The 18,335-nt window shown below is 63.1% G+C and carries 19 protein-coding genes and 1 pseudogene; 11 read left to right on the top strand and 9 right to left on the bottom strand.

Features of this window, described 5'->3' with window-relative positions; all coding sequences use genetic code 11:
* Window positions 1-23: 23 nt before the first annotated feature.
* Both ACVDG8_RS28670 and ACVDG8_RS28665 read right to left on the bottom strand, forming a co-directional pair.
* Window positions 24-437: a hypothetical protein gene (locus tag ACVDG8_RS28670; RefSeq protein ID WP_447251453.1), complete on the bottom strand. Its 414-nt coding sequence runs from the start codon at window positions 435-437 to the stop codon at window positions 24-26.
* Window positions 430-666, bottom strand: a complete 237-nt coding sequence (locus ACVDG8_RS28665) for a type II toxin-antitoxin system Phd/YefM family antitoxin (protein ID WP_447251452.1) — start codon at window positions 664-666, stop codon at window positions 430-432. The genes ACVDG8_RS28670 and ACVDG8_RS28665 overlap by 8 nt, the downstream gene beginning before the upstream one ends.
* Window positions 667-815: 149 nt before the next feature.
* On the opposite strand from ACVDG8_RS28665, the gene rfaD reads away from it, so the two are divergent.
* The 3 genes from rfaD to waaC are packed head-to-tail and all read left to right on the top strand — an operon-like array spanning window position 816 to window position 3,723.
* The gene (gene rfaD / locus ACVDG8_RS28660; protein WP_447251451.1) at window positions 816-1,766 is read left to right on the top strand and encodes an ADP-glyceromanno-heptose 6-epimerase; all 951 of its coding nucleotides are present in this window, start codon (window positions 816-818) and stop codon (window positions 1,764-1,766) included.
* Window positions 1,739-2,746: a lipopolysaccharide heptosyltransferase II gene (waaF, locus tag ACVDG8_RS28655; protein ID WP_447251450.1), complete on the top strand. Its 1,008-nt coding sequence runs from the start codon at window positions 1,739-1,741 to the stop codon at window positions 2,744-2,746. The genes rfaD and waaF overlap by 28 nt, the downstream gene beginning before the upstream one ends.
* Complete coding sequence (waaC, locus tag ACVDG8_RS28650; protein ID WP_447251449.1) at window positions 2,743-3,723, top strand: lipopolysaccharide heptosyltransferase I; 981 nt, start codon at window positions 2,743-2,745, stop codon at window positions 3,721-3,723. Before waaF ends, waaC begins: the two co-directional genes overlap by 4 nt.
* A 228-nt stretch (window positions 3,724-3,951) precedes the next feature.
* On the opposite strand, the gene greA is transcribed toward waaC, so the two are convergent.
* Together greA and ACVDG8_RS28640 are read right to left on the bottom strand one after the other, a co-directional pair.
* Window positions 3,952-4,425 carry a transcription elongation factor GreA gene (gene greA / locus ACVDG8_RS28645; RefSeq protein ID WP_371009000.1) on the bottom strand — a complete coding sequence of 158 codons (474 nt, stop codon included), beginning with the start codon at window positions 4,423-4,425 and terminating at the stop codon, window positions 3,952-3,954.
* 274 nt (window positions 4,426-4,699) lie between these two features.
* On the bottom strand, window positions 4,700-5,236 hold the full coding sequence (locus ACVDG8_RS28640; protein ID WP_447251448.1) for a tetratricopeptide repeat protein: 537 nt from the start codon (window positions 5,234-5,236) through the stop codon (window positions 4,700-4,702).
* Between the two features lie 177 nt (window positions 5,237-5,413).
* On the opposite strand from ACVDG8_RS28640, the gene ACVDG8_RS28635 reads away from it, so the two are divergent.
* From ACVDG8_RS28635 to ACVDG8_RS28620, 4 genes are all read left to right on the top strand, one after another.
* Complete coding sequence (locus ACVDG8_RS28635; protein ID WP_447251447.1) at window positions 5,414-5,824, top strand: DUF3775 domain-containing protein; 411 nt, start codon at window positions 5,414-5,416, stop codon at window positions 5,822-5,824.
* A gap of 211 nt (window positions 5,825-6,035) precedes the next feature.
* On the top strand, window positions 6,036-7,196 hold the full coding sequence (locus ACVDG8_RS28630; protein WP_447257122.1) for an extensin family protein: 1,161 nt from the start codon (window positions 6,036-6,038) through the stop codon (window positions 7,194-7,196).
* Between the two features lie 130 nt (window positions 7,197-7,326).
* Window positions 7,327-8,130: an extensin-like domain-containing protein gene (locus tag ACVDG8_RS28625; RefSeq protein ID WP_447257121.1), complete on the top strand. Its 804-nt coding sequence runs from the start codon at window positions 7,327-7,329 to the stop codon at window positions 8,128-8,130.
* A gap of 78 nt (window positions 8,131-8,208) precedes the next feature.
* On the top strand, window positions 8,209-8,916 hold the full coding sequence (locus ACVDG8_RS28620) for an LssY C-terminal domain-containing protein (RefSeq protein ID WP_447251446.1): 708 nt from the start codon (window positions 8,209-8,211) through the stop codon (window positions 8,914-8,916).
* An 82-nt stretch (window positions 8,917-8,998) separates the two neighbouring features.
* Here the strand turns inward: ACVDG8_RS28620 and ACVDG8_RS28615 are convergent, their stop codons facing one another.
* Window positions 8,999-10,021, bottom strand: coding sequence for a zinc-dependent alcohol dehydrogenase family protein (locus tag ACVDG8_RS28615; RefSeq protein ID WP_447251445.1), 1,023 nt, complete (start codon window positions 10,019-10,021; stop codon window positions 8,999-9,001).
* 122 nt (window positions 10,022-10,143) lie between these two features.
* On the opposite strand from ACVDG8_RS28615, the gene ACVDG8_RS28610 reads away from it, so the two are divergent.
* Together ACVDG8_RS28610 and ACVDG8_RS28605 are read left to right on the top strand one after the other, a co-directional pair.
* On the top strand, window positions 10,144-11,058 hold the full coding sequence (locus ACVDG8_RS28610) for a LysR family transcriptional regulator (RefSeq protein ID WP_447251444.1): 915 nt from the start codon (window positions 10,144-10,146) through the stop codon (window positions 11,056-11,058).
* A gap of 75 nt (window positions 11,059-11,133) precedes the next feature.
* A complete protein-coding gene (locus ACVDG8_RS28605; protein WP_447251443.1) occupies window positions 11,134-12,447 on the top strand; it encodes a hemolysin family protein in 1,314 nt (437 codons plus the stop codon).
* A 28-nt stretch (window positions 12,448-12,475) separates the two neighbouring features.
* Here the strand turns inward: ACVDG8_RS28605 and ACVDG8_RS28600 are convergent, their stop codons facing one another.
* The 3 genes from ACVDG8_RS28600 to ACVDG8_RS28590 all read right to left on the bottom strand — a co-directional run bounded on the left by ACVDG8_RS28600 (window position 12,476) and on the right by ACVDG8_RS28590 (window position 15,700).
* Window positions 12,476-14,038, bottom strand: coding sequence for a DHA2 family efflux MFS transporter permease subunit (locus tag ACVDG8_RS28600; RefSeq protein ID WP_447251442.1), 1,563 nt, complete (start codon window positions 14,036-14,038; stop codon window positions 12,476-12,478).
* Window positions 14,039-14,048: 10 nt separating this feature from the next.
* The gene (locus tag ACVDG8_RS28595) at window positions 14,049-15,056 is read right to left on the bottom strand and encodes an HlyD family secretion protein (RefSeq protein WP_455707323.1); all 1,008 of its coding nucleotides are present in this window, start codon (window positions 15,054-15,056) and stop codon (window positions 14,049-14,051) included.
* A gap of 92 nt (window positions 15,057-15,148) precedes the next feature.
* Complete coding sequence (locus tag ACVDG8_RS28590; RefSeq protein ID WP_447251440.1) at window positions 15,149-15,700, bottom strand: winged helix-turn-helix transcriptional regulator; 552 nt, start codon at window positions 15,698-15,700, stop codon at window positions 15,149-15,151.
* 172 nt (window positions 15,701-15,872) lie between these two features.
* Between ACVDG8_RS28590 and ACVDG8_RS28585 the strand changes: the two are divergent.
* Window positions 15,873-17,167: pseudogene (locus ACVDG8_RS28585) on the top strand (glucoamylase family protein).
* A 66-nt stretch (window positions 17,168-17,233) separates the two neighbouring features.
* On the opposite strand, the gene ACVDG8_RS28580 reads toward ACVDG8_RS28585, so the two are convergent.
* Window positions 17,234-17,839: an NADPH-dependent FMN reductase gene (locus ACVDG8_RS28580; protein WP_447251439.1), complete on the bottom strand. Its 606-nt coding sequence runs from the start codon at window positions 17,837-17,839 to the stop codon at window positions 17,234-17,236.
* A 90-nt stretch (window positions 17,840-17,929) separates the two neighbouring features.
* Between ACVDG8_RS28580 and ACVDG8_RS28575 the strand changes: the two genes are divergently transcribed.
* The gene (locus tag ACVDG8_RS28575; RefSeq protein WP_447251438.1) at window positions 17,930-18,298 is read left to right on the top strand and encodes a winged helix-turn-helix transcriptional regulator; all 369 of its coding nucleotides are present in this window, start codon (window positions 17,930-17,932) and stop codon (window positions 18,296-18,298) included.
* The last annotated feature ends 37 nt before the right edge of the window (window positions 18,299-18,335 follow it).

The raw sequence follows: 18,335 nt of genomic DNA, 5'->3' as shown, positions 1-18,335 counted from the left end.
CCTCAAGACCCGGTTGCAGGCGTTCAGTCCCCACGTGGAATGGCTTTGGATTGGCCTGCGCGAACAGCCGCTATGAAAGCGGACATGACTTTCTTGTGGAATGACGGACTGAAAGCACCGACCCGCGCACCAGGTTCGAAATACGCCGAAGATTCCAAAATGTCGTGATTGTACTCGTCGACTATGACCCAAAGGGGCATAGCGTCAAGGCCGGCGCGATGACGTTCAATTTCCGGAACGCTGATGGCCACGCGATCGCGGCCAGGCTGAGAGGAAGTAGTTGCAAGAATAAAAAGGTTCGTGCCGCCGGCTTTCCCTGGAAGGACGGCCACAAAGGCGACAGGTCGTGCCTTGCGGCCTTCGGTCTCGCCGCCTCCATGCTGGCGATACCATAGATATGGATATCGCCAGACGTCGGCGGCAGCAGGCTTAATCACGATCCAACTCTTGAGCGTATTCCTCAAGCATCTCGATATGATCCGATGGGGCGTCCTTGGCAGCGTAAGCGCGACGGCTGTCGTTGACGAAGCGAGCCTCGTAGGTCTCGATGCTCATCAGGACGTATCTCGGCTTGTTGTGACGAGTGATGGAGACAGGCTGCTGGCTGGCCGCCGCAAGCACATCACCGAGATTCTGTTTCAGATCGGTCGACGGATACTGTTTCATGGGATGCTCCGTTTTGTAGATAATAGACAAAACAGACAAAATGGACAAGCGTGAAAACGCGAAAATGGGATGACGCCTGCTTTATCGACAGCCCAACCTAGCTCCCTTATAAGGGCCGGAATCGACAGCGGAGCAAGGCTGAAAAAAGCATGATCATCGTCACAGGCGGTGCCGGCATGATCGGCTCCAACATCATCGCGGCTCTCAATGCCGAGGGTCATGACGACATCGTCGTCGTCGACGACCTCACCGATGGCCACAAGATCGCCAATCTGGCCGACCTTCACATCGCCGACTATCTCGACAAGGATGATTTCTGCGCGCTGCTCGAAAACGGCGAGCTCGGCCGCATCGAAGCCGTCTTCCATCAAGGCGCCTGCTCGACCACCACGGAGTGGAACGGCAAGTTCATGATGGAGGTGAACTACGCCTACTCGAAGCGGCTCTTGCATGCCTGCCTCGAACTGCGCGTGCCCTTCCTTTATGCCTCCTCGGCCTCTGTCTATGGCAGCGGCAGCGAATTTCGCGAGGAACCCGCCTTCGAACGGCCGCTCAATGTCTACGCCTATTCGAAAAAGCTGTTCGACGACTATGTACGCCGCACCGTCTTCGACACCGATCATTCACAGGTCATGGGCCTGCGTTACTTCAATGTCTACGGGCCGCGCGAGGCGCATAAGGGCGCCATGGCCTCGGTCGCATTCCATTTGTTCAACCAGGTCGAACGTGGCGAAAACCCGAAGCTGTTCGGCGCTTATGGCGACTTCGGTCCGGGCGAACAGAGCCGCGACTTCATCCATGTCGGCGATGTCGCCGACGTCAATCTCTGGCTGTGGAAGCGCGGGGCGAGCGGCATTTTCAACTGCGGCACCGGCCGCGCACAGCCGTTCCGGGCGATTGCCGAGACCGTGATCGACACGCTGGGCAAAGGCGAGATCGAATTCATCCCCTTCCCCTACCACCTTAAGGGCAGCTATCAGAGTTTTACGCAGGCTGATATGTCCCGCTTGCGCGCGGCCGGCTACAATGGCCAATTCCGCACCGTCGAAACCGGCGTGAGAGACTATGTCGAATGGCTGAAAGCCCAACGATCCTCGTGATCGGCCCACGCTGGGTGGGCGACATGGTCATGGCGCAGTGCCTGTTTTCGGCGCTGAAGGAAAGATATCCCAACGCCGCGATCGACGTGCTGGCGCCGGCCTGGGCCGCACCCCTGGTCAAACGCATGCCGGAAATTCGCTGCCAGATCGACTTTCCGCTGATGCCCGGCGCGCTCGAGTTCCGCAGCCGCCGGCGCTTCGGCCGCCTGCTGCGCGGCCGCTATGACATGGCTTACGTGCTGCCCGGCAGCTGGAAATCGGCGCTGATCCCGTACTTTGCCCGCATTCCGCGCCGCGTCGGAAACTTGCGCGAAATGCGTTATGGCCTGCTGACCGATATCGTCCCGCTGCCCGACGCGCTGAAGCGGCGCACGGCGCGGGCCTATTTTGGCCTCGCCGGTGGCGGCACGTTCCGCATGCCGAAGCTCACCATCGATACAGCCAACCAGGTGGCGCTGCTCACGCGGTTCGGACTGACCGGACAGGATTTCGTCGCCTTGATGCCGGGCGCCGAATTCGGCCCGGCAAAACGCTGGCCGAGCGACCACTATGCCGAGCTTGCGCGGGATATGATGGCAAAGGGCCTCGGCGTCGCTTTGCTCGGCTCGAAGAACGATGCCGACGTGACCGGCGAGATCGCAGCGCTTGCGCCTGGCGCCATCGACCTTGCCGGCAAGACCAGGCTCGAGGACGCCATCGACCTGATTGCCGCGGCAAAACTCGCGGTTTCGAACGACAGCGGCCTGATGCATGTCGCGGCCGCGGTCGGCACGCCGATCGTCGCCGTCTACGGCTCGACCTCGCCCGAGAACACGCCGCCGCTGACGGAACATTCGGAGCTGATCTGGCTGCATCTGTCCTGCTCGCCCTGCCACAAGAAGGTCTGCCCGCTCGGCCATCTCAACTGCCTGAAGACGCTTGATGTCGCGCGCGTCGCGGCGGCCGCCGACCGGCTGCTCAAGGTTCCAGCGGCCGCATGAAGGTGCTGATCGTCAAGACATCGTCGATGGGCGACGTCATCCACACCTTTCCCGCCGTCGAGGACGCGCTGCGCAATCGCCCCGATGTGACGTTCGACTGGTGCGTGGAGGAGGCTTTTGCCGGCATCGTTGCGCTCCATCCGAAGATCGGAGCCATCCACAAGGTAGCGACCCGGCGCTGGCGCAAGCAGCTTTTCGATGGCGGCACGTGGCGCGAGATGGCTGGGCTGCGTAGGGCATTGCGCGCTTCCCGCTACGATCTGGTCATCGACGCGCAAGGACTGTTGAAGTCGGCTCTGGTCGCCATCCAGGCCGGTGCGCCGATTGCCGGCTTCGACCGCGCCAGCGCGCGCGAACCCTCCGCGACGCTATTCTACCAGCGCAAATATGCCGTGCCGCGCAACCTGCACGCCATCGAGCGCACGCGCCGGCTGTTCGGCCTGGCGTTGGGTTATCAGCCGGATCTGTCGACGCTCGGGTCAGGCATCGTGCCGCCGGATGGCGGGCTTCCTAGTGCCGACGGCCGGATCGCGTTCCTGCTGCACGGCACCAGTCGCGAGGACAAGAAATGGCCGGTCGAGGACTGGATCGCGACCGCGCGATTGCTGGTTGCCAGGCAGTTCACGCCTGCCGTCACATGGTCGAACGAAGCGGAAAAGAACGTCGCGGAAGCGATCGTTAGCACCGTGCCGGAGACGGTGTTGGTGCCGAAATCACCGCTAAGCGACGTAGCCGCGATCCTCGGCCGCTCGGCGCTCGTCATCGGCGCCGACACCGGCCTGACCCACCTCGCCAGCGCGTTCGGACTGCCGACGGTTGCTGTGTTCCTGGCGACAGAGCCGGGTTTGACCGGCCCCCACGGGCCCTATGCATCAACGCTGCTGGCCACGCCAGGGGCGCGGGTGACCCCGGCTGAGGTGGTTGCGGAAGCTGAGGGGCTGCTGGAGCTTGGTCGAGCCAGCGCCGGCAAGAGTTGATTTCATTCAATCAATTGGAAAGGCTGATGCTGCCCCTCATTGCCCTGCCGGGCATTTCTCCCCGTAAACGGGGCGAAGGAAGCTGACCCGCAACGCTGGCGATTGGCGAAACCATCGATGAGCGCGTCCTTCTCCCGTTCACGGGGAGAAGATGGCGGCAGCCAGATGAGGGGCAGCGCGGCGTTTGAAATTGAGCAAAAAGAGGCCGAGTGCCCTCGTCTTTGGCGCCTAAATAAACTGCACCTGGACGATCTCATAACCGCGAGCGCCGCCGGGAGCATTGACTTCGATGGCGTCGCCGACTTCCTTGCCGATCAATGCACGCGCGATCGGTGAAGAGATCGAGATGCGGCCGGACTTCACGTCGGCTTCCTGGTCGCCGACGATCTGGTAGGTCTTCTTTTCCTCGGTGTCTTCGTCGACGAGCACGACCGTGGCGCCGAACTTGACCTTGTCGCCGGACAGCTTCGAGACATCGATGACCTCGGCGCGCGCGATCAGGTCTTCGAGCTCGTTGACGCGACCTTCATTGTGGCTCTGCGACTCCTTGGCCGCGTGATATTCGGCATTTTCTGACAGGTCGCCATGCGAGCGCGCTTCGGAAATCGCCTCGATGATGCGCGGACGCTCCGACTGCTGGCGCCAGCGCAGTTCTTCCTTCAATGACGCGAACCCCTCGCCTGTCATCGGGACCTTGATCATAATGCCTGACCTTTCCTGCCGCCACCCCCGCTTTCGGGAATGGCCTTGTCAATGGGTACAAAAAGAAAACGGTCCGGCAGCCTCGTGCTAACGGAACCGTCTCACCGCAATTTTCCCCAATATAGCGATCTTTGCGCGGATTTTCACGCCCAAAAAATCACTTTGGCAAAATCATCACCGCTTTTGCCGAACGGCCATGCAGCCAGGGGAGCGAACGACAGCAAAAAACCGGCCGCGATCGCCCGCAGCCGGTTGGAAAAGCCAGGTGGCTCGATCAGCTCCTCAGGAAATGATCGATCTGCTCGGAAAGCATGCCGTATTCGCGCGAGCCCTTGCCGGTCCGCTTCTCGATTTCGCTGAGCTGCTGCTGGGCGCCGGCGAGATCGCCGATCTGCAGATGCGCCTCGCCGAGATATTCGCGCACCAGCGTATAGTTCGGATCGATGCGCAGCGCTTCCTCGTAGTAGCCGAGGCCGACGGTGACGCGGCCGGAATGGCGATGCGAATAGCCGAGATAGTTGAGGATCCGCGGATCCTGCTTGTTGGCGGCGAGCGTCAGCACCGAGATCGCCTCGTCATAACGCCCGGCCATCGCCAGGTCGTGGCCGGCGGCATAGATGCTGTCGTCGTCCAGCATGCCGTATTTCGGCACGACGCATTTCTGCTTCTTGTTGTCCCAGACCTCGCCCTTCTTGCATTTCGTGGTGGTCTGGGTGTCGCCGCCTCCACTTGCGCCGGCCGCAAACGCGGGCGCAACAAACAGCGGCAGCGCCGCAATGGCCATCACCTGAACAAGCAAACGTCTGCGCATCGAAGCCTCCATGTTGAGCTTGAGAATGCCAGACTAACGCCGCCTCGCTCAAGTTTCATCCCGAAATGCCGGCCAAGGCGCAACTATTTCGAAAAGCCGGCTGCCGGCTTTGTCTGCGGACGTGACGCGCGCCGCAAATTCGCTATCATCGCGGCAGCGCATCACGTGGAGAAGGCCGTGCAGCAGCGCATCGAGCAAGAATGGGATCTTTCGATCGACCCGGACACGGTGCGCCTGTTCATCCTCAAGGCCAAGGCGCTGAGCGCGGCCGTCAATGAGGACTATGACGACGGCGCCGAGCATGAGGTTGAGTTCGACGGCGCCACCCATGACAACCACCATCATGACGGCCTGGTCGAGGAAGCCTCGGAAGATCTCACCGAAGAAGAATTCCGCGAGCTGATCAACGATCTCAATGTCGACGAAGCGGCCGAACTGGTAGCGCTCGTCTGGATCGGGCGCGGCGACTATGACGCGTCCGAGTGGACCGACGCCGTGGCCGCCGCCAAGGAACGCTCCAACAAGCGCACGGCCAAATACCTGCTCGGCATGCCGCTGCTTGCCGACTGGCTGGAGGAAGGGCTGTAGGCGATCGGCGCGTGACGGCGTGGTAACCGATCGTGATCGGGCGCAGGCGCCTTGCGCGGCAACTTACCGAGGTTGGCGCCGTTTACGGCAAATGGCGGCGCTTGTCCTCTCCAGAATGTGCGGGTTGGCGCTGGCCATGGTGATGGCCGGCTTGCTTGCGACCCCTGCGGACGCCAAGCATCACAGGCGCCACAAGCCGCTGACACCGCGGGTGGAGCAGCCGCTGACACCGCGGGCCGACCAGCCGCTGAAACCGCGCGGCAAGCATCGCCTGAAAGCGCGGGTCAAGCGGCATATCACTCCGAAGAAGACACAGGACACGCAGGCTCCGCCGCCCTCGCCCGGTGTGCCGGTGCCTGAGGCACGTCCCGCAGAGGCAAAGAAACCTGGCGCCAAGATTGAAGACCAGAAGACCGAAGCTCCCAAGACCAACGGCGCACCGGGGCGATTGAACGAAGAAAAGCTCCTTGAGAAAAAGCGAGCCGAGCCCGAACCATCAACCCCGGAGCCGTCGACTGATACCGAAAGCGAGCCCGAGCCGCCGGCCGTGGTGCCGATCCCCACAGAAAGACCCCCTGAGAAAAGGCAGAGCGAGCCCGAACCGTCGGCCGCTGAGCCGTCAACCGATACCGAAAGCGAGCCCGAGCCACCAGCCGTGGTGCCTATCCCGACAGAAAGGCCGGATATCGCAAAACCGCAGGTTGAGCCGCCGGCCGTCGCCCCGCAACCACCCGAAAAACCGGCCGGTGCCGGCGACGAGATGCTTCCCGACCCGCGTTCCGCCGATCGGCCTGGCGAAAAGATGCCTGCCGACGAAGTGGCCTGCCGCGCGCGGCTGAAGGCGCTTGGCGTCGAATTCGAGGAGCATAAGGCGGAAAGCAATCCCGAAATCGGCTGCTCGATCCCCTACCCGATCGTGCTGAAGTCGCTCGGCAAGACGATCGCGGTCGGCCCGGGAACGTCGATCGGCATCGCTCCCGGCACCGAGCTCAATTGCAAGATGGCGGAAGCGGCGGCCCGGTTTGCCGCCGATGTCATCCAACCGGCGGCGAAGGCTGAATTCGGCGCCGACCTGAAATCGATCGGCCAGGCATCGGCCTTTGTCTGCCGACCGCGCAACGGCACCAGGAAACTGTCCGAGCATGCCTTCGGCAACGCGCTCGACATCGCCAGCTTCACTTTGTCCGACGGCAGGAAGATCGAAATCAGCCCAGCGCCGCCGGAGGAGGACGCCAAATTCCTCAACACCGTGCGCAAGGCCGCCTGCGGGCCGTTCAAGACCGTGCTGGGGCCGGGTGCCGACGCGGACCACGCTTTCCACTTCCATCTCGATCTCGAACCCCGCCGTCACGGCGGCACTTTCTGCCAGTAATTGAACAGAACAACGCCGCAATTCGGCCCCAGGCGTGAATGCCGCCGCTGATCTTTCCTTTACTCTTGCCCGTTAATCTTGTGCCATTCGGGGACAAGGATGCCTTTCGATGGCTCGAAGACTTGGCGCCATGCTTACCGTTGCGTGGCAGGATGGGCGTGCACGCGCGATAGCCGGCGTAATCGCCGCGGGCCTCGCCATCGCCACGGTGTCGGCCTGCACGACGGGCGACGTCTTTGCGCTGCAGCCGGCCGTCGATGTCGGCAGCCAGACCGCCGCCGTGCCGGCAGCGCCGCAATATTCCGGCTTGCAGCGGCTTGTCCCGTCCAACCCCTATATGACCGAGGCCGCCTATCCGCGCATGGACGAGCCGTTGTCGGAGCCGCAGCAGATGCCGGCCAGCGAAATCGACTGCCGCAACGAACTAAAGCGGCTCGGCGTCGTCTACCAGGACATCCAGCCGATCCATGAAGGCCAATGCGGTATCGATTTCCCGGTCAAGGTAACGGCGATCGGCAGCGTCGCCATGAAACCGGCCGCGACGCTGACCTGCAACATGGCAGCGACCTTTGCCGCCTGGACCAAGAACGAGCTGCAGCCGGCTGCCCGCTGGCGCTATTTTTCTAGCGTCAAGACGATCCACCAGGGCTCCAGCTATTCCTGCCGCAACATCGCCGGCGAAGGCGTTCTGTCCGAGCACGGCAAGGGCAACGCGCTCGACGTGATGAGCATCGAGCTCAACAATGGCGACGACATCGACGTACGCAAGCCCGGCCTGTTCGCCTTCCGCACCCGTGGCTTCCTCAACAATGTGCGCGCCGACGGTTGCCAATATTTCACCACGGTGCTCGGCCCCGGCTACAATTACGACCACCGCAACCACTTCCACTTCGACATCAAGAACCGCAAGAGCGGCTATCGCGCCTGCCGCTGATCGCAAACACTTGCCTTTGCCCAACGCATCCAACACCGCATAGACTGATGTCGTGGCCTGTGTTGGGAGTATCCTATCGTGAGTGAGCGAAGCCTGCGGCAGCGCGTGGCCATCTGGCTGATGGCGTTCTGCGCCGGCTACCTGGCATTGGCCTATCTCGCCGCGCCGGAATTCTGGACATGGCGGGAGCGCGGCTTCCGCACCCAACCCTTCGTGATGGTGACGCACACGCCACAAGGCATTCCCGGCGACCCGATCAACATCGGCCTTGTCGGCACCGAGAAGGAAGTGGTCCACGCTTTTGCACTCGCCGGCTGGGACACCGCCGACGCCGTCACACTGAGGACGGCAATCGACATCGGCGAGAGCGTCCTGTTTTCCCGCCCCTATCCCGACGCGCCGATGAGCCGCCTGCTGTTCGAGGGCCGCGCCCAGGACCTTGCCTTCGAAAAGCCGATCGGCGACAGCGCCGACCGCCGCCACCATGTCCGTTTCTGGCAGACGGATACGGTCGGCGATGACGGCCGCCCGTTCTGGCTGGGCGCCGCCAGTTTCGATCGCGGCGTCGGCCTCAGCCACGACACCGGCGCCATCACGCATCACATCGGTCCGGACATCGACGCCGAGCGCGACTTCCTGATCGGCGACCTCAAAGCGGCCGGCCTGCTGGCATCGACCAGCAAAATACCGGGGATCGGCGCCACCAAAACCGGACGCAACGGCGGCGGCGATCCTTATGTCACCGACGGCATGGCCGTCATCGGTGTCTTGAAGACGCTCGAGTGACAGCGCTTTTCCGGCAGGCATTATGTAGAAACAAATACTTAGAGCGGTTCAGCGTGAAACGCTGGACCGCTCTGCCAGACCGTCAGCTTGTGGTAATGACGATCTTGCCGAATGGCCCCTTTCCCAGATACTGGAGCGCCTGCGGCACCTCATCGAAACCGTACACCTTGTCGATGACCGGCTTGATGCCGAGCGCCTCGATCGCCTGGTTCATGCGCTCGAAGGAACGGCGATGACCGATCGACAGGCCTTGCACGACAATGCGGTTGCGCATGAAGGGCAGGATCGGGAAACTGAGCTCCATCGCGCCCAGGAGGCCAATGATCGAGAGCCGGCCGTCGGCGCCAAGCGCATTGAGCGATTGCCGCGCATTGTCGCCGCCGACCATTTCCAGCACGTGGTTGACGCCCAATCCATTGGTCAGTTCACGCGCCACCTCGTCCCATGCCGGCTGCTTGCGATAATTGATTACCTGCCAGGCGCCAAGTTCCCTGGCGCGCTTCAGTTTGTCATCGCTGCTCGAGGTGACGATGGCGCGCAGGCCGAAGGCAGCGGCGAACTGCAGCGCAAACAGCGACACGCCGCCGGTGCCCTGGATGAGGATGGTCTGGCCCGCCACCGGCCTTGTCGCCTCGGCCATCGCGAACCAGGCGGTCAGCGCCGCGATCGGCAGTGTCGCCGCCTCGACATCGCTGAGCGAGGCCGGCGCCAGCACCGCGGCGTCCTCGCCGAAAATGACGTGTTCGGACAGCATGCCCGGCAGCGAAGACCCCAGCGTATGCTGATGCAGCACCGGTGGCGCATCCCCATCCGGCCAGTCGGCAATCACTTGCCCCAGCACCCGTTGCCCAATTTTGAAGCGGCTGACCGCGCTGCCGACCGCGACAATCTCGCCGACGCCATCGGAAGTCGGCACGAATGGGAAGGCAAGGTCGGGGATCAGCACGCCCTCCACGATCAGCTTGTCCTTATAGTTCAATGAGACCGCGCTGATCCGCACCAGAAGCTCGTGCGGCCCGGGTTCAGGTATCTTTCCCTCGGCTGGCCTCAGCTGCGGAAGGCCAAATCCCGTCATCTGCCAGGACCTGTTGGTGTCGCCGCTCATCGCGCATGCTCCATGATTTGATCGCCGCGTCAGAAATTTATGCCATCTGACTATGGAAAATAAGGCCGTAATGCGGGATATTCGACAACAGATTGAGGAAGATAAATCTACAAAGGCGCAAGATGGACTCGGTCGACCTGCAAGGCATCGTTGCATTCGTCAACACGGTCGAGGCCGGTAGCTTCACCGGCGCGGGCGAGCGTCTGCGTGTGACAAAATCGGCGGTCGGCAAGTCGGTCGCGCAGCTTGAGCAAAGGCTTGGCGTCCGCCTGCTCAACCGTACGACCAGGAGCCTGAACCCGACCAGCGAGGGCATGAGCTATTACGAAGCCTGCGTCCGGGCGCTGGCCGAGATCGAGGCCGGCCAGGCGCTGCTCGCCTCGCGCCGCCAGGTGCCCTCCGGCAAGCTCCGCGTCGACGTGCCGCTTGCCTTCGGCCGCAGATGCGTCGCGCCGCTGCTGTTCGGGATCTTGCAAAAATTTCCTGACCTGACGATCGAGATGTCCTTCAACGACCGGCGCGTCGACCTGATCGAGGAAGGCATCGACCTTGCGGTGCGCATGGGCGATCTCGACGATAGCTCATCGCTCGCGGCGCGGCGTATCTATACGCAGCGCTCGGCGATCTGCGCGGCGCCTGCCTATCTCGAGCAGCGTGGCAGGCCGCAAAGCGTCGACGACCTCGCTCGGCACAGCGTCATCGGCTATGGGCGCGAGGGCGTGGTCCGTCCTTGGGCGATAAGGGACGGCTCCGGGCACCTCGTGACCTTCATTCCCAGGGCCCGACTGGTTCTGGGCCATGGCGAGCCGATGCTGGACGCCGCGCTCGCCGGCTGCGGCATTGCTTTCCTGCCGACATGGCTCGCAGCCGAGGCCCTGAAGCGCGGCGATCTCGAAATGGTGCTCTGCGAATGTCTGGTCGAATACATCGTCGTGCATGCGGTGTGGCCGGCGACGCGCGCGCTGACGCCGAAGGTTCGCGTCGTCATCGATGCGCTCGTCGACCATTTTTCGGCGCCGCCTTGGGATGCCGTCTGAGCATCCGGCTGTCATGTTCCAAAAATAATAGACCTGCTATTTTCGAATGCACTGCAGCAATGCTATTGACCCGGCATGCTATACGTTGAAATCGCCATCGTGGCCGTCCTCATCTGTGTGAACGGCCTTCTGTCGATGTCGGAGCTCGCCATCGTCTCGTCGCGGCCTGCCCGTCTGAAGGCGATGATCGACCGCAACGTCAAGGGCGCTGGCCGCGCGCTGGCGCTCGGCTCCAATCCCGGCAAATTCCTGTCGTCGGTGCAGATCGGCATCACGCTGGTCGGTGTCCTCTCCGGCGCCTTTTCCGGCGCCACGCTGGGCGAGCGGCTGGCGCAGTACCTGGCATTGACCGGCATCCGCGAAAACATCGCCGACCCACTCGGCGTCGGCATCGTCGTGGCTTTGATCACCTATGCCTCGCTGATCGTCGGCGAGCTGGTGCCAAAGCAGATCGCGCTCAAGGATCCGGAGCGTGTCGCCGTGAGGGCGGCGCCGGCGATGACCATCCTTGCCAAGGTTTCGGCACCGGTCGTCTTCCTGCTCGACATTTCCGGCCGCGCCATTCTGTGGCTGCTCGGCCAGAGCGGCCAGGGTGAGGAGAAAGTCACCGACGAGGAAATCAAGATGCTGGTCGCCGAGGCCGAGCACCACGGCACCATCGAATCCGACGAGCGGCGCATGATCGCCGGCGTCATGCGTCTCGGCGACCGCGCGGTGCGCGCCGTGATGACGCCACGCACCGAGGTCGACTGGATCAATTTGCAATCCGACGAGGCCGCCATCCGCAAGCTCTTGATGGAGACGCAGCATTCACGCCTGCCCGCCGGCGAGGGCAATGTCGACGCCATGGTCGGCGTCGTGCAGACGCGCGACGTGCTGGCAGCGATCCTCAACGGCAAGGCGCTGGAGCCGCGCCAGCATGTGCGCGCGGCTCCCATCGTCCATGACCAGGCGGACGCGCTCGACGTGTTGCAGCGGCTGAAGGAATCCGACGTGCCGATGGCGCTCGTCCATGACGAATACGGCCATTTCGAAGGCATAGTCACCCCGGCCGATATGCTGGAGGCGATCACCGGCGTCTTCCGCTCGGACCTTGAGGCCGGCGAGGACGAAGAAAACGCCGTCAAGCGCGAGGACGGCTCCTGGCTGCTCGCCGGCTACATGCAGGCCGACGAGATGGCCGAGGTGCTGGGCATCGACCTGCCGGAAAACCGCGACTACGAGACGGTCGCCGGCTATGTGCTGTCGCATCTGCATCACCTGCCGACGACCGGCGAATGCGTCGACGCGCAAGGCTGGCGGTTCGAGGTGGTCGACCTCGACGGCCGCCGCATCGACAAGCTGATCGCCACCCGCCTGCCCGACGGCCACCGCCAGTTGGTGCGCTGACAGTTCTACCAATCGACTTGGCAGAGCTTCAATGCGCGTCCGGCGGCGGCGCCGTCGGTGTGACGTTTCGCAAGAATGGCACCAGCGCCGTCGCGATGACGAAGGCGACCATGATCGCCAGGAACGCATCGGCGTAGGCCATTGTCGATGCTTCGCGATAGGCCAGTTGCCAGAGCTGTTTCAGCGCCGCGGCATGGCCGTCATCAATGGCGCCCGGCAACTGGCCGTAGCGTTGCGCGACATTGTTTAGGACTTGCATCGCGGCCTCGTTCTGCGGCGTCAGATGCGAGGCGATCGTCAGGAAATGAAAGTTGGTGCGATCGTTGAGGATCGCGCCGCAAATGGCGATGCCGACCGCGCCGCCGAGATTGCGCATCGTATTGAACAGCCCGCTGGCATATTTCAGCCGCTCCGGCGGCAGGCTGCCAAGTCCGAGATTGACGCTCGGCGCCACGGCGAAGACCTGCGGGAAGCCACGAAATATCTGCGGCAAAAGCAGCTCGGCCGAGCCCCACTGGCTGGTGATGGCGCTGAAACTCCACATCGACGCGCCGAAAGATGCGAGGCCGAACATCATCAGCCAGCGCGTGTCGAAGCGCCTGGCGAGAAAGATGTAGACGGGAACGCCGATCATCGAGGCGACGCCGGTGGAAAACACCGCGAGCCCGGTCTGCAGCGCGTCGTAGCCGCGCACGTAACCCAGAAACAGAGGCGTCAGATAAATCGTGGCGAAAATGCCGATGCCGGTGATGAAAGAAAGGAAACAGCCAATGGCGAAATTGCGGTTGCCGAAGGCGCGGAAATCCACCACCGGCTGCGCATAGGTCAGGCTACGGATGACGAACAGGACCATGGTGACACCGGCGACGACCGCGCCATTGCGTATCGTCGCGTCGTCGAACCAGTTCCAGCGCGAGCCCTCCTCCAGCACATATTCCGCCGTGCCAAGGCTGACCGCCATAAGCGCCATACCGATATAATCGGCACCCTTCAGCAGTGATGGATCGGCTTTGTCGATCTTGACCAGAGCCGCGACGAGGATGGTGATGATCACTCCGGGCACAACGTTGACGTAGAACAGCCAATGCCAGCTCAACGTGTCGGTGATCCAGCCACCGATGACGGGCCCAAGCGTCGGCGCGATCGAGGCGATGCTGCCGACCACCGCGGCCGCATAGACGCGCCGGGGACCCTGGAAATAGTGGAATGACGAGGTGAACACCGTCGGGATCATCGACGCCCCGAGCAGCCCCTGCAGCGCCCGGAAGACGATCATGCTTTCGATGTTCCAGGCGAAGCCGCAAAACGTGCTGGCGAGCGTGAAACCGGCCGCCGAGATGGTGAACAGCCAGCGTGTCGAAAACACCCGGGTGAGCCAGCCCGACAGCGGGATGACGATGATCTCGGCCACCAGATAGGAGGTCTGGACCCAGCCGATCTGGTCCTGCGCCGCCGACAGGCCGCCGCCGATATCCTGCAGCGAAGACGCCACGATCTGGATGTCGAGCAGTGCGATAAACATGCCCACGCACATCACCATGAAGGGCAAAATGCTCTTCAGGAAGGGCTCCTGGGTGGCGCTCTCGGGCATGGCGGCGACCTCAATGTGAACGCGTGTCGACCGTGACTACGGTCGACAGTCCAGGCCGCAACGAGACTTTCCGCGCCTGTTCAGGGTCGATAGTGATGCGCACCGGCACGCGTTGCACGATCTTGGTGAAATTGCCGGTGGCATTCTGGGGTGGGATCACGCTGAAGATGGCCCCCGTCGCCGGCCCCAGGCTGGTGATATGACCTTTGAGGGGCTGGTCCGGGGCGACATCGGCATAGACCGTCGCCGCCTGGCCATCGCTCATGTCGCGCAGTTGGTCTTCCTTGAAATTGGCGTCGACCCACAGCCCCGACGACGGCACGATCGTCAGCAAATAACTGCCCGGCGAAACATAGGTGCCGACCTGTGCCAGCCGATTGCCGACCACACCGTCTATCGGCGAGCGGACTTCCGTGAATCCGAGATCGAGCGCGGCCGTATCGAGGTCCGCCTTGGCGGCCGCGACTTCCGCCGTCGCCTCCTCGATCTGCGTGTTGAGGACATCGAGCTGCTGCCGGGAGGCCGCGAATGCCGCCCGGGCGGCGGTGACGGATGCCTGCGCCTGGCCGTCGGCTGCCGCGCTCTTCTGCGCATCCTGCTGCGAGCCGGTCTTGGCGCTGGCAAGCACCTCGTAGCGCTTCGCATCCTGAGCGGTAAACAAGGCGGCAGCACTCTTGGCCTTGAGATCGGCCTCGGCTTGAGCGATCAGTGAGTTCTGCAGTGAAATCTGGGCGCGCAAATTGCCGAGCGCCGACCGCTTCTGCTGAACCGACGCCTGTGCGCGCTCCAGCGCCGCCTGGAACGGCCTGGCGTCGATGCGCATGACCAACTGGCCGGCGGCGACGTGCTGATTGTCCTCGACGAGGATCTGATCGATGTGCCCGGCGACCCGCGGCGCCAGCGGCGTGACATTGCCGCCGACATAGGCATCGTCGGTCGAGACGAGGAAGCGCCCGACCTGCCACCACTGGACGCCGTACCAGCCGGCAACGCCGAGCGCGATCAAGGCACCGAGCATGAAAAGCGGCTTACGGCGCGACTTGGCAGGCGCGGGAGCTTGGACAATTGACGGCGGCGCCGGTTGCAACTCGGCACCGGATAGAACCTTGTTCATTTGCCCCGCGCCTCTTCACCGCTTTGATCGGGCCTGTTGTCGACCAGCGGAAGGCCGGAGCCTTCCGTGCTGAAGCGATAGCGCTGTCGCATGCGCTCGCTCGCCATCGGTGCGGTCGCCATGGTGAAGCCGCCGCCATCGAGTTCCCTGCGGCTCTCGCGGTCGACCATAATCGGCTCGGCCCAGCGCCCGTCCGACTTGTCCACCACAACCAGGCTCGGCCCCTCGGGCGCCAGATGCTTGTTGCCCCAGGCGAGCAGCGACAGCAGGACCGGGCGGAAATCGTGCGCCTTGGCGGTCAGCACATATTCGTGGCGAAGCGGTCGCTCGCAATAGACGCGCTTCTCGAACAGCCCGCGCTCGACCAGGCTGTTCAGCCGCCGCGTCAGGATGTTGGGTGCGATCTCCAGGCTCTTCTGGAACTGATCGAAGCGGGTCAGGCCCTGGAATGCGTCGCGCAGCAAAAGGATGCTCCACCACTCGCCGACAGCGTCGAGGCTGCGCGCGATGGGGCACGGCCGTGTTTCAAAGCTTGTTTTGGCAACCATGACAAGTCTCTTTCAAGATGAAAGTGACCAATAACCGAGTTAGTTGCATTATGCAAGTCACTCGGACGTGATCGCTACCAATCGATATCGCTGACGGCTTTTTGCCTCGCTCGCCGATTGTTGATCCCCGCAAGAATGGGAAATGCGGCCAAAGTTCCCCTATATCGACGCCATGGATGCATCGACCGACCGCCTGCTCTACGACGAGCTCCTCCAGGATATCCAGCGCCTGTCGTTCGAGTATTTTCTCAACGAGGCCAATCCTGAAAACGGCCTGGTCGCCGACCGCAACACACCGGTGTCGCCTGCCAGCATAGCCGCCGTCGGGCTTGCTCTGTCGTCCTATCCCGTCGGTGTCGAGCGCGGTTTCATGACCCGCGCCGCCGCCACCCTGCGAACGCTCGCCACACTTCGCTTCTTCTGGAGCGCGCCGCACGGGCCGGAGCCCGATGCCACCGGCTACAAGGGCTTCTACTATCATTTCCTCGACATGAAGACCGGCCGGCGCGTCTGGAATTGCGAGCTGTCGACGATCGATACTGCGCTCCTGCTGGCCGGCGTCCTGGCCGCCGGCGCTTATTTCGACCAGGACGACGAAGCCGAACTGGAAATCCGCCGGCTGGCCGATGCGCTCTACCGCCGCGCCGACTGGCGTTGGGCTCAGAATGGCGGCGCCACCGTCACCCATGGCTGGCGGCCTAAAAAGGCTTCCTGCGTTACCGCTGGGAAGGATTTGACGAGGCGCTGATCCTCTACGTGCTGGGGCTTGGCTCGCCGACCCACGCATTGCCGCCGGAGAGCTACGCGGCCTGGCTGTCGACCTATGTGTGGAAAAAGATCTATGGCCGCGAGCTGATCTATGCAGGCCCGCTTTTCATCCACCAGTTCTCGCCTATCTGGATCGATTTTCGCGGCATCCGCGATGCCTTCATGCAGGGTCGCGACAGCGACTATTTCCAGAACAGCCGTGACGCGACTTACCTGCAGCGCGATTATGCCATTCGAAATCCGAGAGGGTTCGCGGGCTACGGCGAGAATTGCTGGGGCGTCACCGCCAGCGATGGCCCAGGCCCGGTTGCGCGGGGCGCCGATGGACGCCGTTTCTTCGGCTATCGCGCGCGCGGCGCGCCTTTCGGCCCCGATGACGGCACGCTGTCACCATGGGCGGCGATCGCCTCCTTGCCCTTCGCGCCGGAAATCGTGCTGCCGGCGCTGCGCAATTTCCACGACATGGACCTGCACATAGGCAATCCCTACGGCTTCGTCGCAAGCTTCAATCCGACGATCGCTGCCGACGACGGCCGTTCCTGCGGTTGGGTCTCGCCGGACCATGTCGGAATCAACCAGGGGCCGATCGCCCTGATGATCGAGAACTATCGGTCGGACTTCCTGTGGCGGCTGATGCGCCGCGTGCCGGCGATCACGACAGGCCTGCGCCGCGCCGGCTTTTCGGGCGGTTGGCTGTAGCTTGAGCCCACGCTTCGCGAAGAAAGGGCGGCGCAAGCGCCGCCCTTTGGAAGATGATTTCGAAGCTCAGGCAGCCTGGGCCTCGCCGGCGACGGCGTCGGCGGCGCGGGCTGCCTTCAGCACCTTGGCCCACCAGGCGACGTCGTTGACCAGCGCCGTGGCGGCCTGGTTCAGGTGTTCGATCTCCTCGAGCTTCTTCTCGCCCTGGCGCACGGCCAGGAAATCGCCCCAGGCGATGTGGACGGCGGACTTGACCGGCGCCATCTGCAGCTCGACGGCTGCCAGGCGAAGGTGCTCGACGGCGCGCGAGCCGCCGACGCTGCCATAGCCGACGAAGCCGGCGGGCTTCTTGTTCCACTCATTGGCGGCGTAATCGATAGCGTTCTTCAACACGGCAGTCGGGCCGTGATTGTATTCGGCGGCGGTGAAGATGAAGCCGTCGAACGAAGCGACCTTCTTCTGCCAGCGCTGCGCCACTTCGTTCTGCGACGGCGCCCAGGCAGAGGAAGCGACCTCGTCGAAGAAGGGCAGCGGCCAGTCGCGCAGATCGACGATTTCGACGTCGATATCGGCATGCGCCTTGGCGATCTTGGCAATCCACAGCGTCGGTACGTCGGCGAAGCGGGCGGCGCGCGTTGAACCGACGACGATGGCGATCTTGGGCTTGGACATTAGGGGGCTCTCCATGGGGAATTGCAGGTATCGTTTGGATACCGGCGCTATATGTGATACTGACAACCAAGCGCGCAAGGAGGCACTTCTTTGTTACTGAGGCACCCGCACAACACCGAGGACTGCCGGGCCGTGTCGGAAATCCTGCAACGGGTCGGCGACAAATGGACGGTTCTGGTCGTCGGCAAACTGGGCGGTGGACCGATGCGCTTCAATGAATTGCGCGCAGCCGTCGGCGGTATTTCACAGAAGATGCTGACCACCACATTGCGCGGTCTGGAGCGCGATGGCTTCGTCACCCGCGAGGTGTTTCCGACCATTCCGCCGCGCGTGGATTACGAGCTGACGGAGCTCGGCCACGAGCTTCTGGTGCCGGTCGGCGCTCTCGGCGAATGGGCGCGAAGGAACACCGCACGGGTGCAGGCCGCGCGTGCGAAATTCGACGACCAGCACGCCTGAACCCCTTGCACTGCAAGGGGTTCAGGAATCCTGTATG

Source organism: Mesorhizobium sp. ORM8.1 (genome assembly GCF_053005525.2).
This window is presented reverse-complemented; position numbering and strand designations above follow the sequence as displayed.